This is a genomic window from Streptomyces sp. NPDC045899, from assembly GCF_056431485.1.
On record NZ_JBWKKP010000001.1, the window covers coordinates 138,149 to 152,917 of the forward strand.

Annotated in this window: 14 protein-coding genes; 8 read left to right on the plus strand and 6 right to left on the minus strand. The window is 72.9% G+C overall.

Features of this window, described 5'->3' with window-relative positions; all coding sequences use genetic code 11:
* Positions 1-35 precede the first annotated feature (35 nt).
* From AC07FT_RS00665 to AC07FT_RS00680, 4 genes are all read right to left on the minus strand, one after another.
* Complete coding sequence (locus AC07FT_RS00665; protein WP_254743318.1) at positions 36-719, minus strand: response regulator; 684 nt, start codon at positions 717-719, stop codon at positions 36-38.
* A complete protein-coding gene (locus AC07FT_RS00670) occupies positions 716-2,008 on the minus strand; it encodes a sensor histidine kinase (RefSeq protein ID WP_479172854.1) in 1,293 nt (430 codons plus the stop codon). The genes AC07FT_RS00665 and AC07FT_RS00670 overlap by 4 nt, the downstream gene beginning before the upstream one ends.
* A 90-nt stretch (positions 2,009-2,098) precedes the next feature.
* Positions 2,099-2,377 carry a PspA-associated protein PspAA gene (gene pspAA, locus AC07FT_RS00675; protein WP_479172856.1) on the minus strand — a complete coding sequence of 93 codons (279 nt, stop codon included), beginning with the start codon at positions 2,375-2,377 and terminating at the stop codon, positions 2,099-2,101.
* Between the two features lie 44 nt (positions 2,378-2,421).
* Positions 2,422-3,210, minus strand: coding sequence for a PspA/IM30 family protein (locus AC07FT_RS00680; protein ID WP_431776002.1), 789 nt, complete (start codon positions 3,208-3,210; stop codon positions 2,422-2,424).
* Between the two features lie 247 nt (positions 3,211-3,457).
* On the opposite strand from AC07FT_RS00680, the gene AC07FT_RS00685 reads away from it, so the two are divergent.
* Together AC07FT_RS00685 and AC07FT_RS00690 are read left to right on the plus strand one after the other, a co-directional pair.
* A complete protein-coding gene (locus AC07FT_RS00685) occupies positions 3,458-4,054 on the plus strand; it encodes a DUF3043 domain-containing protein (RefSeq protein ID WP_471195599.1) in 597 nt (198 codons plus the stop codon).
* Between the two features lie 62 nt (positions 4,055-4,116).
* On the plus strand, positions 4,117-4,872 hold the full coding sequence (locus AC07FT_RS00690) for a methyltransferase domain-containing protein (RefSeq protein WP_471195952.1): 756 nt from the start codon (positions 4,117-4,119) through the stop codon (positions 4,870-4,872).
* Positions 4,873-4,983: 111 nt separating this feature from the next.
* On the opposite strand, the gene AC07FT_RS00695 is transcribed toward AC07FT_RS00690, so the two are convergent.
* A complete protein-coding gene (locus AC07FT_RS00695) occupies positions 4,984-5,187 on the minus strand; it encodes a hypothetical protein (RefSeq protein ID WP_471195598.1) in 204 nt (67 codons plus the stop codon).
* 140 nt (positions 5,188-5,327) lie between these two features.
* On the opposite strand from AC07FT_RS00695, the gene AC07FT_RS00700 reads away from it, so the two are divergent.
* From AC07FT_RS00700 to AC07FT_RS00710, 3 genes are all read left to right on the plus strand, one after another.
* Positions 5,328-6,527 (plus strand): bifunctional adenosylcobinamide kinase/adenosylcobinamide-phosphate guanylyltransferase, encoded by a 1,200-nt coding sequence (locus AC07FT_RS00700; RefSeq protein ID WP_479172858.1) that lies wholly within the window; start codon positions 5,328-5,330, stop codon positions 6,525-6,527.
* A gap of 71 nt (positions 6,528-6,598) precedes the next feature.
* Positions 6,599-7,720: a nicotinate-nucleotide--dimethylbenzimidazole phosphoribosyltransferase gene (gene cobT, locus AC07FT_RS00705; protein ID WP_479172860.1), complete on the plus strand. Its 1,122-nt coding sequence runs from the start codon at positions 6,599-6,601 to the stop codon at positions 7,718-7,720.
* 115 nt (positions 7,721-7,835) lie between these two features.
* Positions 7,836-9,671 (plus strand): phosphatidylglycerol lysyltransferase domain-containing protein, encoded by a 1,836-nt coding sequence (locus AC07FT_RS00710; RefSeq protein ID WP_479172862.1) that lies wholly within the window; start codon positions 7,836-7,838, stop codon positions 9,669-9,671.
* Here AC07FT_RS00710 and AC07FT_RS00715 read toward each other — a convergent pair.
* Positions 9,666-10,427, minus strand: a complete 762-nt coding sequence (locus AC07FT_RS00715; protein WP_471195587.1) for a hypothetical protein — start codon at positions 10,425-10,427, stop codon at positions 9,666-9,668. The two genes, AC07FT_RS00710 and AC07FT_RS00715, sit on opposite strands and share 6 nt — an antisense overlap.
* Positions 10,428-10,460: 33 nt before the next feature.
* Here AC07FT_RS00715 and AC07FT_RS00720 point away from each other — a divergent pair, with 33 nt between their 5' ends.
* The 3 genes from AC07FT_RS00720 to lpdA all read left to right on the plus strand — a co-directional run bounded on the left by AC07FT_RS00720 (position 10,461) and on the right by lpdA (position 14,763).
* On the plus strand, positions 10,461-11,378 hold the full coding sequence (locus AC07FT_RS00720; protein WP_479172864.1) for an adenosylcobinamide-GDP ribazoletransferase: 918 nt from the start codon (positions 10,461-10,463) through the stop codon (positions 11,376-11,378).
* Positions 11,379-11,571: 193 nt separating this feature from the next.
* The gene (locus AC07FT_RS00725; RefSeq protein ID WP_471195582.1) at positions 11,572-13,107 is read left to right on the plus strand and encodes a leucyl aminopeptidase; all 1,536 of its coding nucleotides are present in this window, start codon (positions 11,572-11,574) and stop codon (positions 13,105-13,107) included.
* A gap of 267 nt (positions 13,108-13,374) precedes the next feature.
* Complete coding sequence (gene lpdA, locus AC07FT_RS00730) at positions 13,375-14,763, plus strand: dihydrolipoyl dehydrogenase (protein ID WP_479172866.1); 1,389 nt, start codon at positions 13,375-13,377, stop codon at positions 14,761-14,763.
* Positions 14,764-14,769 lie beyond the last annotated feature (6 nt).

Below are 14,769 nucleotides of genomic sequence, written 5' to 3' on the forward strand. Positions count from 1 at the left end.
CAGGCTGCGCAGACGCGTCAGCCGTCTCCGGCGGGTCAGGTCCCCGGGCGCACCAGGCCCGTCTCGTAGGAGATCACCACCAGCTGGGCCCGGTCCCGCGCGCCCAGCTTGGCCATCGCCCGGTTCACATGGGTCTTGACCGTCAGCGGGCTGACCTCCAGCAGCGCGGCGATCTCATCGTTGGACAGCCCTCCGGCGACCTGGACCAGCACCTCGCGTTCGCGCACCGTGAGCGCGTCCAGCCGGCTCGCGTCATAGGCGGACTCACCGCCGTCCCGGGCCCCCTCGCCCTGGGCGAGGAAGCGGGCGATCAGCCCCTTGGTGGCGGCCGGGGAGAGCAGCGCCTCACCCGCCGCCGCGATCCGGATCGCGGACAGCAGCTCCTCGGGCTCGGCGCCCTTGCCGAGGAAGCCGCTGGCGCCCGCTCGCAGCGAGTCCACCACGTACTCATCGACCTCGAAGGTGGTCAGCATGACCACCCGGACGTCGGTCAGCTCCGGATCCTCGCTGATCAGGCGGGTCGCGGTCAGTCCGTCGGTACCGGGCATCCGGATGTCCATCAGGACCACGTCCGCGCCCTCGGACCGGACGATCTCGACCGCCTCCGCACCATCGGACGCCTCCCCCACCACCTCCATGTCCGGATCGGAGTCCACCAGCACACGGAACGCACTGCGCAGCAACGCCTGGTCATCGGCGAGCAGCACTTTGATCGTCATGAGTCCCCTCCCATACGGCTCTGCAGCGGAAGTCTCACCCGCACCCGGAAGCCACCGTCGGGCAGGGCACCCGCCTCACAACTGCCGCGCAGCGCGGTGACCCGCTCCCGCATCCCGATCAGCCCGTGCCCGCCGCCGTGCTCCTCGTCCAGCGGTGCCGCGGGCACCGGGGGCTCGGACAGCTCCGTCCCGGACGCCCCGGCGGCCCGGGGCTCCGCTCCCGCCCCGTCGTCCACGACGGTGATCTCCAGTGCGCCGCGGTCCCGGACGATGGTGATCCGCACGGCGGCCTCGGGCCCGGCGTGCTTGTGCACATTGGTCAGCGCCTCCTGGACCACGCGGTACGCGGTGAGGTCCACCGAACCCGCCAGGGGGCCGAGGTCGCGCGGCTCCGCGTCCACCTCGACCCGCATCCCCACCCGGGCGAACCCCTCCACGAGCTGGTCCAGCACACCGAGGCCGGGTGCCGGTTCGGTGGGCGCGGCGGGGTCGCCGTACTGCCGCAGCAGGCCGACCGTGGCGCGCAGTTCGTCCAGCGCCGAGCGGCTGGCCTCGCGGACATGGGCGAGCGCCTCCTTGGCCTGGTCGGGGCGGCTGTCCATGACGTGCGAGGCCACTCCGGCCTGCACATTGACCAGGGCGATGTGGTGGGCGACCACGTCGTGCAGCTCCCGGGCGATCCGCAGCCGCTCCTCGGCCACCCGGCGGCGCGCCTCCTCCTCGCGGGTGCGCTCGGCCCGTACCGCCCGCTCCTCGATGGCGGCGATGTAGGCGCGGCGGCTGCGCACCGCGTCGCCCGCGGCGGCGGCCAGCCCGGCCCAGGCGAAGATGCCCAGGTTCTCCTGGGAGTACCAGGGGCTGAGCCCGAAGAGCATCGCGGTCCCGGTCAGCAGCACCGCGGTGATGAATCCGACGCGCCAGGTGGTGGGGCGGTCGGTGCTGGCCGCGAGGGTGTAGAGCGCCACCACCACGCCCAGCACGATCGCGGTGCGCGGCGGTCCGCTCCGGGAAGTGGTGATCTCCACCACGGTGATCGCCGAGGTGATCGCCAGCACCGTGACCGGCATGTCCCGGCGGAACACCAGGGACGCCGAGGAGACCAGCGCCAGCAGGACGAAGACCAGGCCGATGGGGTGTCCGCGCAGATGCGGGTTGGCCGCCGCGCCGATGATGATGAACGCGAAGACGCCGACGGCCACCAGGAGGTCCAGGGCCCTCGGGTGCGCCGCCAGCCAGCGGTGGGGACGGGCCAGGCCCGGCCCCACGGAGAGGGGAGTCACGGGATCCAACGGTATGCGCCGTCCCGGGTCGCCCCGCTCCGGGGGCGGCCCGTGCCCGGCGGACGAAGGGGGCACGACCTGTGCTGGAGTGCGACCGGGCTAGCCGGGGATCAGGCCGTCGTCCTTGAGCATCGCCTTGACTTCCTCAAGCGTGGCCTCCGGGGCGGGCAGGATCAGCTCGGACGGTTCCAGGGAGTCGTCCGGCAGCGGTTCGCCCGCCGAGCGCACGGCGTCGAGGAGTGCGCCGAGCGTCCGCCGGAAGCCGTCCTGGTCACCGCTCTCGACCTCGGTGAGCAGTTCGTCGTCCAGCTCGTTCAGTGCGGCCAGATGACTTTCGGCCACCTGCACCTGGCCCTCCCCCATGATCCGTACGATCACGACGCCCTCCTGGAGTGGGAGACCTCGCCCAGTGGGGGCGCGGGCTACTGCTTGTCGAACTTGTGCTGCCCCTGGGACTGCTGCGACCCGTTCTGCTGACCGCTCTCGAGCGCCTGCTGGGAGCCGCCGCCGGCCAGCTCGGCCTTCATCCGCTGGAGCTCCAGCTCCACGTCCGTACCCCCGGAGATCCGGTCCAGCTCGGCCGCGATGTCGTCCTTGGTGGCCATCCCGGACTGGTCGTCGAGGGCGCCGGAGGCCAGCAGCTCGTCGATGGCGCCCGCGCGGGCCTGGAGCTGCGCGGTCTTGTCCTCGGCGCGCTGGATCGCCATGCCGACGTCGCCCATCTCCTCGGAGATGCCGGAGAACGCCTCGCCGATCCGGGTCTGCGCCTGGGCCGCGGTGTAGGTGGCCTTGATGGTCTCCTTGCGGGTGCGGAAGGCGTCCACCTTGGCCTGGAGCCGCTGCGCCGCCAGGGTGAGCTTCTCCTCCTCGCCCTGGAGGGTCTGGTGCTGTGTCTCCAGGTCGGTGACCTGCTGCTGGAGCGCGGCACGGCGGGAGAGCGCCTCACGCGCCAGGTCCTCACGGCCGAGCGCCAGCGCCTTGCGGCCCTGGTCCTCCAGCTTGGCGGACTGGCCCTGGAGCTGGTTCAGCTGGAGCTCCAGACGCTTACGGGAGGTGGCCACGTCGGCGACGCCGCGGCGGACCTTCTGGAGCAGCTCGAGCTGCTTCTGGTACGAGTAGTCAAGGGTCTCACGCGGGTCCTCGGCCCGGTCCAGGGCCTTGTTGGCCTTCGCGCGGAAGATCATCCCCATACGCTTCATGACACCGCTCATGGGCCTCGCGCGCCCCCTTCTGACGGACTGAGACTCCAGCACTCCAACAGACCCAGCCTACGGGCCCTGCCTCCATTACCGCACTGTTCGGGCCCGCTCGCGCTCCTCCTCCAGGACGATCGACAAGCCGGCGTCTCCGGCGCAAGGAGTAGGTGACCGCTGTGTCCCGATTACGGCGGTCCGCCGTTGCCGGATCGTTCCCCATGAGGCTGGGGCGTACACCCGTGAACCCGTACCCTTGGGCTTTGTGTTCCGAAGCCGTTCCAAGGATGAGCAGGCCGCCACCGCCAAGGTGACCGCGGACCAGCCGCAGCAGACCCGTGACCCGCAGGCGCCCAAGGGCCGCCCCACGCCGAAGCGCAGCGACGCCCAGTCGCAGCGCCGCAGCCTGGCGAAGACCCCGGCCACCCGCAAGGACGCCGCCAAGCGCCAGCGGGAGGCCCGCCGGGGTGACCTGGCCCGTCAGCGCGAGGCCCTCGCCAGTGGCGACGAGCGCTACCTGCCGGCCCGTGACAAGGGTCCGGTGCGCCGCTTCGCCCGTGACTTCGTCGACTCGCGCTTCGTCGTCGCCGAGTTCTTCCTGCCGCTGGCGGTGGTCATCCTGGTGCTGAGCATGATCCGTGCCGGTGCCATGCAGAGCTATGTGCTGCTGCTGTGGATGGTCGTCATCGTGATGATCGTGATCAACTCGTTCATCATCGCCTTCCAGCTCAAGCGCCGGCTGCGCGAGCGGTTCCCCGACGAGAACCTGCGCGGGGCCGTGCCGTACGCCCTGATGCGAACCCTTCAGATGCGCCGACTGCGACTGCCCAAGCCGCAGGTCAAGCGCGGAGAGAAGCCCTGAGCCGGACCTCCGCGGACCGCAGTGGGAAACCGTCCGGCTTCGCCGGTGGGGCCGAGGGCTGGCTGAGCCGTCTCGGGGGCCTGCGGAACACCCTCCGCCAGGCGCTGGTCGCCCGGCAGCTCGACGAGCAGATCACCGCCCGCTATCCGGTGGGCCGGCGGCTGCGGGTGCTCGACGTCGGCCTGGGCCAGGGCACCCAGGCCCTGCGGCTGGCCCGGGCGGGCCACGAGGTGACCGGGCTGGAGTCCGACCCCACCATGATGGCCGCGGTGCGCACCGCGCTCGCGGAAGAGCCGGAGGGCATCCGGGCCCGGGTGCGGCTGCTGGAGGGCGACGGCCGGGACACCGGTGCGCACTTCCTGCCGGGCACCTTCGACGTGGTGCTCTGCCACGGTGTGCTGATGTACGTGTCCGAACCGGATCCGCTGCTGGCGGGGCTGGCCCGGGTGCTGGCGCCGGGCGGGCTGCTGTCGCTTCTGGTGCGCAACGCCGACGCACTGGCGATGCGGCCGGGTCTCGCCGGGAACTGGGACACCGCGCTGGCCGCGTTCGACTCGCCCTCCTACACCAACCGGATCGGGCTGCGGGTGCGCGCCGACCGGCGCGCGGAGCTGACCGAGACGCTCACCGCGATCGGCGCTCCGCTGCACGCCTGGTACGGGGTGCGCGTCTTCACCGACCAGGCCGCGGGCGACACCCCGCCCCCGCCCTCCCCGGAGTGGGAGCGGCTGCTGGCGGCCGAGGAGCGGGCCGGGCGCACCGATCCGTACCGCTCGGTGGCGGCCCTGCTGCATCTGTGCGGGGTACGCGGCGGCTGACACGCCGCACCGGGAGCTGATCGCCCGGAACGGAGCGGGAACGGAAGAGGTGGCGGCGCCACGGGGGCGCCCCCACCTTCCGGCTTTCCGGGGGCTCTCGGCCCCCGGCGCTCATTCGCCCCTGAGGCTCATCGGGCCGTAGATCCTGGTGCCGTCCTCGAAGAGGGTGACCTGCTCGGCCCCTCCCTCCAGGAGCGCCTTCCACTCCTCACCGATCCATGACTCCGCATCCCCCTGGGTCGGGAACTCCTCCGGCTGTACCGCGGGCTTCGTCTCCGTCCCGTCGGACTTCTCGAACCGCCACGTCCACGCCATGTTCGCCTCCTCCGTCCCGTCGGCCGACGGGTGACGCCCGCCGGTCCACAGGTGATATCTGCCCGCAGCCTAGGCGACTGATCACTCCGTACGGGGTGGCCCCGCGCGACCCGCTCGAGCGGACGCGAGACGATCGGGACGTGGAACTCACACTTCTGGGCACCGGAGCCCCCGACGGGCTGCCGCGGCACGACTGCCCCTGCGCGGCCTGCGCCACGGCCGTCGGCGACGAGGCACGGGCCGCGACGGCCCTGCTGATCGACGGCGCGCTGCTCCTCGACCTCACCCCGGGAGCCGCCTTCGCCGCGGCCCGCGCCGGGTACTCGCTGGTCGGGGTGCGGCAGGTGCTGCTGTCGCATCCGCACGCGGGTCCGGCCGTCGAGTTCCCCGCCGGGCTGCCCGCCCCGGGGCGGGTGCCGGACGGCCGTGAGCTGTCCCTGATCAGCGGCCACCGGGTGCGGGCGGTCGCCCTGGACTCCCCCGGCACCGGTTACGCGGTCACCGGGCCCGACGGCACCCGGCTGCTGTACCTGCCGCCCGGTGCCGCCCCCGCCGGACTGCCCGAACAGGCCCAGCCGTACGACATGGTGGTGCTGGACGTGCTCGACCGCCCCGACGCGCTGGCCCGGCTGCGGGCGGGCGGCGCCGTGGGCGCGACCACCGACGTCCTGGCGGTCCACATCGACCACACCGTTCCGCCCGGCCGCGAACTGCACCGGCGGCTGGCCACGGCGGGCGCGCGGGCGGTCCCGGACGGCCGGACGGTGATCGTCGGCGAGTACCACGCGGTACCGGACCTGCCCCGGCGCACCCTGGTGCTGGGCGGCGCCCGCTCCGGCAAGTCCCTGGAGGCGGAGCGGCGGCTGGCCGCCCTCCCCGAGGTGCTGTACGTGGCCACCGGCGGCGTCCGCGACGGCGACCCCGAATGGGCCGCCCGGATCGCCGCCCACCGCGACCGGCGCCCCGGCTCCTGGCGCACCACCGAGACCTGTGAACTGGCCCCGCTGCTGGCCGAGGACGGTCCGCCGCTGCTGATCGACTGTCTGGCACTGTGGCTCACCGACGCGATGGACTCCGTCGGGGCGTGGGACGACGAGAAGTGGGCGCACGGCGGTGAACGCGCCCTGCGCGAGCGGGTGGACGCCCTTGTGGCCGCGGTCCGGGGAACCGGCCGCACCCTGGTGGCGGTCAGCAACGAGGTGGGCGCGGGCGTGGTCCCGGCGACCGCCTCGGGCCGCCGCTTCCGCGATGAACTGGGGCGGCTGAACGCGGCGTTCGCGGCCGAGTGCGAACAGGTGCTGCTGGTGGTGGCGGGCCAGGCGCTGCCGTTGCGCGGCTGACCGGACCCGCGCGCACGGTACGCCGCGCACCGGGGGCGCACCCCGGGAGGCCCGACGGTAGGGTTCGCGGCGTGAGTGCCCTGAATCTCGATGACTTCGTCGATCTGATCGAGCGCCCCGACGGGAGCGTCCGCCGCGATGCCGAGGAGCGCCGGGCACGGCTCGCGCCACCGGCCGACGCGCTGGGGCGGCTGGACGAGCTGGGTGAGTGGCTGGCCGCCGCCCAGCAGCGGGTGCCGGTGCGGCCCGTGGAGCGCCCGCGGTTGGTGCTGTTCGCGGGCGACCACGGCGTCGCCGGCCTCGGTGTCTCCGCGCGTCCCGCCGGAGGCGCCCGGCGGCTGGTGCGCGCGGTGCTCGACGGTGAGAGCCCCGTCGCGATCCTCGCCCGCCGCTTCGACGTCCCGGTGCGCGTGATCGACATGGCGCTGGACTGCGATCCGGCCGATCTGCCCGAGGAGGTCACCCGGCACCGGGTGCGCCGGGGCTCGGGACGGCTGGACATCGAGGACGCCCTGACCCCCGAGGAAGCCGAGCAGGCGTTCCGCACCGGGATGGCCATCGCCGACGAGGAGGCCGACGCGGGCACGGACCTGCTGGTCCTGGGCGATCTGAGCGTCGGCGGCACCACCGCGGCGGCGACCCTGATCGCGGCGCTGTGCGGTACCGACGCCTCCGTGGTCACCGGCCGCGGCGGGGCCGGGATCGACGACCTGGCCTGGATGCGCAAGTGCGCCGCGATCCGGGACGGGCTGCGCCGGGCGCGTCCGGTCCTCGGTGACCAGCTCCAGCTGCTGGCCACCGTCGGCGGCGCCGACCTCGCCGCGATCACCGGTTTCCTGCTCCAGAGCGCGGTGCGCCGCACCCCGGTGATCCTGGACGGCGTGGTCTCGGCGGCGGGCGCGCTGGTCGCCCAGCGGGTGGCGTTCCGTGCCCCGGACTGGTGGCTGGCCGGTCAGAACAGCGGTGAACCGGCGCAGGAGAAGGCGCTGGACCGGATCGCGCTCACTCCTCTGCTCGACCACGGCGTCACGGTGGGAGAGGGGACGGGGGCGCTGCTGGCGCTGCCCCTGGTGCAGGCGGCCGCGGCCCTGGCGGCGGAACTGCCCGAGCGCGAGGAGGCCGGGGACGCGGAGGCCGGGGGCGAGCAGGCCGGGGACGCGGCATCCGGGGAGACCGCAGCCGGACAGGACTGAGCGACGCCCGCGCGCAGCGGTTGAGCGGTCCGGACATATCAGACACGATGGTCCGGACCGCCATCCCACGCCTCACCCCTCCTCCGCTCGGCCGGTGGGGGAGGAAGAGGTTCGCTTGGACCGCCGCCCGGACCGCCACACTCACACCGCCCTGCCGCCGCGCGCCGCGGTGTTCACCGTCTGGTACCTGCGCACCGTCGCCTTCGTCAATCTGCTCGGCGCGGTGTGGGTGTCGTTCGGCAACGACATCAAACGGCACAACGTCGACGAGTACTTCACTCCCTACCTGCTGACCGCGGGCTTCTTCTCGGCCGCGTTCTCGATGTTCCTGGCCGTCACCATGCGCCGCCACAAGCGCGCGGCGTGGCTCCTCAACCTGGGGCTGAGCGCGCTGACCGCGGTGGGGATCGCGTTCGCCATGAGCTGGGCCCCGGCCCGGCACCACCCGCAGAACTGGATCTCGCTCGCGCTCACCGCGGTGTTCGTGGCCGCGCTGCTGACCGGGCGCCGGGAGTTCTACGCCAAGGGCGACCGGTCCAATCCGAAGCTGGCCGCGGCCGTCGCGGTCGTCGGGCTGCTGATCGGCTCACTGCTGGCCGCCGCCCTGGTCACCGTCACCAACACCGCGCCCGACGAGCACCGCGCCACCTTCCTGGACCGCTGGCACTACGGGGCGCTGCGGCTGGTGTCACTGGTGGCCGTGGACGGGCGCTTCGCGGGCATCGAGACGCCCGGCTGGGTCGACGTGATCATCAATGTGATGAGCACGGCCCTGCTGCTGCTCGTGCTGTGGGCCGCGTTCCGCTCCCGCCGCGCCGTCGACCCCATCTCCCCGGACGACGAACGGCGGCTGCGGGAGCTGCTGGACCGGTACGGCGACCGCGATTCGCTCGGCTACTTCGCGCTGCGCCGCGACAAGAGCGCGGTGTGGTCAGCGTCGGGCAAGTCGGCGGTGACCTACCGGGTGGTGGGCGGAGTGTCCCTGGCCTCCGGCGACCCCCTCGGCGATCCGGAGGCATGGCCGGGCGCGATCGACCGCTGGCTGGCCGAGGCACGGGAGCACGGCTGGGTCCCGGCGGTGATGGGCGCGAGCGAGGAGGGCGGCACCGTCTACGCCCGGCACGGTCTGGACGCGCTGGAGCTGGGCGACGAGGCGATCGTGGACACCGCGGAGTTCACCCTCGACGGACGGGCGATGCGCACCGTACGCCAGGCGTACAACCGGGTCCTGCGGGCCGGGTACACGGTCGGCGTCCGCCGCCACGAGGACATCCCGGCGGCGGAGATGGCCGCGCTGCTGCGGCGGGCCGACGACTGGCGGGACGGGGAGACCGAACGCGGCTTCTCGATGGCGCTGGGACGGCTGGGCGATCCGTGCGACGGACGCTGTGTGATGCTCGTCAGCACCGACGCGGAGGGCGTGCCGCGGGCGCTGCTGAGCTTTGTGCCCTGGGGTCCGCACGGGCTGTCGCTGGATCTGATGCGGCGGGACCGGGACTCCGAGAACGGCCTGGTGGAGTTCATGGTCCTGGAGCTGATCCAGCGGGCCGGAGAGGTCGGGGTCACCCAGATCTCACTGAACTTCGCCATGTTCCGGTCGGTCTTCGAACGCGGCTCACGGCTGGGCGCGGGCCCCGTGCTGCGGCTGTGGCGCTCGCTGCTCGGCTTCTTCTCCCGCTGGTGGCAGATCGAGTCGCTGTACCGGGCCAACGCCAAGTACCGGCCGGTCTGGGAGCCGCGCTATGTGCTCTTCGAGAAGTCCACGGAACTGCCGCGGATCGCGATCGCCGCGGCCCGTGCGGAGGGGTTCCTGGAGGCGCCGGGGCTGCCGAAGTGGCTGAACCGCACCCGGCTGGCGGCGGGGGCACGGGTGGCGCGGGCCGGGACGCCCCGACGGTCCGGGGACACCGGGGGCGACGAGGTCAGCGGGGGCCCTGACGGGGGCTCATGAGGCCGGGGAGGACGGCGGCGGGGGTTCGGAGAAGCCGCCGATCCAGTCCTGGAGCCGGCGGGTCACCCGTCTCCAGCGGGCGTCATGCCGGTCCGCCCGCTTCCGCGCCCTCCTCCTCGCCCGCGGGCGGCGCCGGTAGAAGCGCCGGGCCCACGGCGAGTCCGGGCGGGCCAGCCGCACCGCGCCGACGATCGCCACCACGGGCACCAGCACCCCGACCACCGCGATCCGCAGCTTCCCCTTGACCAGCGCGAACAGCGCGAAGGCGAAGTTGACCACCACATCCGCGATCACCGCGCCACGGCTGCTCTGTTCCGCCTCGGACACCTCGTTCACCCCGAACGGCAGGAAGCCGCTGAGCACCAGGGCGACCAGGGAGGCCGTGAGCACCACCACCTCGACGCTCTTGCGGCCCTGTTCGGACCAGTAGACGTCATGGAGGTGGAGGATCAGCGCGAACTCGTCCAGCACCAGCCCCGCGCCCACCCCGAACAGCACCGCCGAGATCGCCGCCCCGGCCCCCTCCCGCCCGCTGGCGACCGCGCCGAATCCGCCGATGACGGTGAGCACCACCCCGGGCACCACATGGTGGATATGCATCCCGCCCGGGGTGATGTTGCGGAACGGGCCCCGTCCGGCCTTGATCATCCGCGTGATGGTGCGGACGACGACGAACGACAGGATGAACGAGGCGAGGGCCAGCAGCAGCGGCAGTTTGCCGGGCTCGATGATGTTCCGCTCCAACCAGTCGCCCATGGCCCCTCAGCGTGCGCGATAGCCTGCGGCGCGATGGACACCACGCCGGAGCAGTCCCCCGCACGACCGCCGGAGCCGGACCGCCCGGCGGACACCGGGCGGTCCCCCGCGCCCGAACCCGCACCCGAAGCCGCGCCCCACCCCGGGCCACCGCCCCGGCCCGACCGGGCTCCCCGCCTCGCCTGGGACGACGGGCTCCGCTTCGCCTTCGGCACCCTGACCGTGCTGCCGGTCAGGGTGGGGCGCTGGGACCGGGAGGCGGCGCGCGCCGGAATGCTCTGCGCCCCGCTGGCCGGGCTGGTGGTCGGGCTGTGCGCCGCGGCGCTGGGCGGAGTGCTGCTGCTGCTCGGCGGTGGCGCGCTACTGGCCGCCGTCGCGACCGTCGCCGTACCCGCCGTGCTGACCCGCGGGCTCCACCTCGACGGGCTGGCCGACACCGCGGACGGGCTCGGCAGCGGCAAACCCGCCGAGGACGCGCTGCGCATCATGAAGCGCTCCGACATCGGGCCGTTCGGTGTCATCACCCTGCTGCTGGTGCTGCTCGGTCAGACGGCCGCGCTGGCGGAGCTGTTCGCGGCGGGCTGGGCACGGGGCGCGGTGGCCGCCGCCGTGGCCGCGACCGCCGCCCGCTGCGCACTGACCCTCGCGGCCCGCGCGGGGGTACCCGCGGCCCGTCCGGAAGGGCTCGGCGCGGCGGTCGCGGGCGCGGTGCCCGGGCGTTCGGCACTGGCCGTGGCGGTGGGCACCATGGCCGTGTGCGCCGCGGGCGGACTGCTGTCCGGCCCGATGCCGGCGCTGCGCTGCGGGCTCGCGGTGGTGACCGCCCTGGCCGCCGCCGAACTCCTGCTGCGCCACTGCCGCCGCCGGTTCGGCGGGGTCACGGGGGACGTCTTCGGCGCCCTGGCGGAGACCGCGGCCACCGCGGCACTGGTCGTCCTGGCCCTCGGCTGACCCCTCGCGCGGCCAACTGGGGTCCGCGTACGGGCCCGGTGAGAGCTACGCTCGCGGTGAGCCGCGACCAGCCCGCCGCTCGGGCGTCCGGCGACCGGCGCATACGATGCCGACGGGCGCGGCCGACCGCCCCCGCCTCGCGGGGACATCCGATGTCGGCCGACGAACTAACCGGAAGAGGGACCCGACCACTGTGACTGCACTGACTCTCAGCACCTCCTCCGCCGCGACGCTGCGCGCGGACGCCGTTGTCGTCGGCGTGGCAAAGGGGGCGAAGGGCCCCGTCGTCGCCGCCGGCGCGGAGGCCGTGGACAAGGCGTTCGGCGGCAAGCTGGCGGCCGTTCTGGAGACGCTCGGCGCGACCGGCGCCGAGGGCGAGGTGACCAAGCTGCCCGCCGCGTCCGGACTCAAGGCCCCGGTCGTGCTGGCGGTCGGCCTGGGCGAGGCCCCGGCCAAGGGCGACGGCTACGACGCCGAGGTACTGCGCCGGGCGGCGGGGGCCGCGGCCCGCGCGCTGTCCGGTTCCAAGAAGGGCGCGTTCGCGCTGCCCGTGGAGGACGCGTCGGCCGCCGCCGCCGTCGCCGAGGGCGCGCTGCTGGGCGCGTACGCGTACGACAAGGCCAACAGCGGCAACGGCACCGCGGCCAAGGACAAGAAGAAGAACGGCAACGGCCCGCTGGCCGAGGTCGCCCTGCTGGGCGGCAAGCCGCGGGACAAGGCGTACAAGGCCGCTGCGGAGCGCGCCGTGGCGCTGGCCGCCGAGGTCAACCGGGCCCGCGACCTGATCAACATCCCGTCCAACGTGCTCAACCCGGCCTCCTTCGCGGCGACCGTGGTGGCGGCGGGCAAGGAGTTCGGCCTCAAGACCGAGGTGCTGGACGAGAAGGCGCTCACCAAGGGCGGCTACGGCGGCATCCTCGGCGTCGGCCAGGGCTCGGACGCCCCGCCGCGGCTGGTGCGGGTCGCCTACACCCACCCCAAGGCGGAGAAGACGCTGGCGCTGGTGGGCAAGGGCATCACCTACGACTCGGGCGGTATCTCGCTCAAGCCGGCCGGTCACAACGAGACGATGAAGTGCGACATGAGCGGTGCCGCCGCGGTGTTCGCCACCATCGTCGCCGCCGCCAAGCTGGGGCTGCGGGTCAATCTGACCGGCTGGCTGGCGCTGGCGGAGAACATGCCCTCCGGTTCGGCCACCCGCCCCGGCGATGTGCTGACCATGTACGGCGGCAAGACCGTCGAGGTGCTGAACACCGACGCCGAGGGACGTCTGGTGCTCGCCGACGCGATCACCCGCGCCTGCGAGGAGAAGCCGGACGCGATCCTGGACGTGGCCACCCTCACCGGCGCCATGGTCCTCGCCCTGGGCACCCGCACCTTCGGGATCATGGCGAACGACGACGCGTTCCGCACCACGGTCCACGAGATCGCCGAGGAGGCGGGCGAGGCGTCCTGGCCGATGCCGCTGCCGACGGACCTCCGCAAGAGCATGGACTCGCCGGTCGCCGATCTGGCGAACATGGGTGAACGGATGGGCGGCGGTCTGGTGGCCGGTCTGTTCCTGAAGGAATTCATCCAGGACGACATCACCTGGGCCCACCTGGACATCGCGGGTCCCGCTTTCAATGACGGCGGTCCGTCCGGTTACACCCCCAAGGGCGGCACCGGTTCCGCCGTGCGCACGCTGGTGCGGCTGGCCGAGCGCACCGCCGCGGGCGATCTGGGCTGAGGCACGGGCCTAAAGTCCCGCCGATTTCGCCGTCAACGAAATCGGCGGGGCTACGGATTCCTTTTACGCATGAGTAACCCCTGAACTGGGGTCTGCAGATATCTCACAACACGGCCCGGCGTCCCGCCTCACGTCAACAAGTGCGAAGATGTTGTCTCGGCAGGACAGGGCCCCCGACACCAGGGCCGACGAATCAGCGGCCGAACAACAGCCGCCGCCCGGCCGACCGACGGCCGGCTCCGGCGCACCATGCATGGAGGACGTGACGTGGCGAACGACGCCAGCACCGTTTTCGACCTAGTGATCCTCGGAGGCGGTAGCGGCGGTTACGCCGCTGCCCTGCGCGCGGCGCAGCTGGGTCTGGACGTCGCCCTGATCGAGAAGGACAAGCTGGGCGGCACCTGCCTGCACCGCGGCTGCATCCCCACCAAGGCTCTGCTGCACGCCGGTGAGATCGCCGACCAGGCCCGCGAGGGCTCGGAATTCGGTGTGAAGACCACCTTCGAGGGCATCGACATCGAGGGTGTGCACAAGTACAAGGACGGCGTGGTCACGGGCCTGTACAAGGGCCTCCAGGGTCTGATCGCGTCCCGCAAGGTCACCTATGTGACGGGCGAGGGCCGGCTGTCCTCCCCGACCTCGGTCGATGTGAACGGCGAGCGCTACACCGGCCGCCACATCCTGCTCGCCACCGGCTCGGTGCCGAAGTCGCTCCCCGGTCTCGAGATCGACGGCAACCGCGTCATCTCCTCGGACCACGCCCTGGTGCTGGACCGGGTGCCGAAGTCCGCGATCGTGCTGGGCGGCGGTGTCATCGGCGTCGAGTTCGCCTCCGCGTGGAAGTCCTTCGGGGCCGACGTCACCATCGTCGAGGCGCTCCCCCACCTCGTCCCGGTCGAGGACGAGAACAGCTCCAAGCTGCTGGAGCGCGCCTTCCGCAAGCGCGGTATCAACTTCTCCCTCGGCTCCCGCTTCTCGGGCGTCGAGTACACCGCCGACGGCGTCAAGGTCTCGCTGGAGAACGGCAAGACCTTCGAGGCCGAGCTGCTGCTCGTGGCCGTCGGCCGCGGCCCGGTCTCGCAGGGCCTGGGCTACGAGGAGGCCGGGGTCGCCATGGACCGCGGCTATGTCCTGGTCGACGAGTACATGCAGACCAACGTCCCGACCATCTCCGCCGTCGGTGACCTGGTCCCCACTCTCCAGCTGGCCCACGTCGGCTTCGCCGAGGGCATGCTGGTGGCCGAGCGGCTGGCCGGTCAGAAGACCGTCCCGATCGACTACGACGGTGTGCCGCGGGTCACCTACTGCCACCCCGAGGTCGCCTCCGTCGGCATCACCGAGGCCAAGGCCAAGGAGCTGTACGGCTCGGACAAGGTCGTCGCCCTGAAGTACAACCTCGCGGGCAACGGCAAGAGCAAGATCCTGAAGACCGCGGGCGAGATCAAGCTCGTCCAGGTCCGCGACGGCGCCGTCGTCGGTGTCCACATGGTGGGTGACCGGATGGGCGAGCAGGTCGGCGAAGCCCAGCTGATCTACAACTGGGAGGCGCTGCCGGCCGAGGTCGCGCAGCTCGTCCACGCCCACCCGACCCAGAACGAGGCGCTCGGCGAGGCCCACCTGGCCCTGGCCGGCAAGCCGCTGCACTCCCACGACTAATCGTTC

Excerpts from the sequence above, each read along its gene's own strand:
- AC07FT_RS00665 (WP_254743318.1), bottom strand. The coding sequence starts at position 719 with ATGACGATCAAAGTGCTGCTCGCCGATGACCAGGCGTTGCTGCGCAGT.
- AC07FT_RS00680 (WP_431776002.1), bottom strand. The coding sequence starts at position 3,210 with ATGAGCGGTGTCATGAAGCGTATGGGGATGATCTTCCGCGCGAAGGCC.
- AC07FT_RS00695 (WP_471195598.1), bottom strand. The coding sequence starts at position 5,187 with ATGGCGTGGACGTGGCGGTTCGAGAAGTCCGACGGGACGGAGACGAAG.
- AC07FT_RS00715 (WP_471195587.1), bottom strand. The coding sequence starts at position 10,427 with ATGGGCGACTGGTTGGAGCGGAACATCATCGAGCCCGGCAAACTGCCG.
- AC07FT_RS00720 (WP_479172864.1), top strand. The coding sequence starts at position 10,461 with ATGGACACCACGCCGGAGCAGTCCCCCGCACGACCGCCGGAGCCGGAC.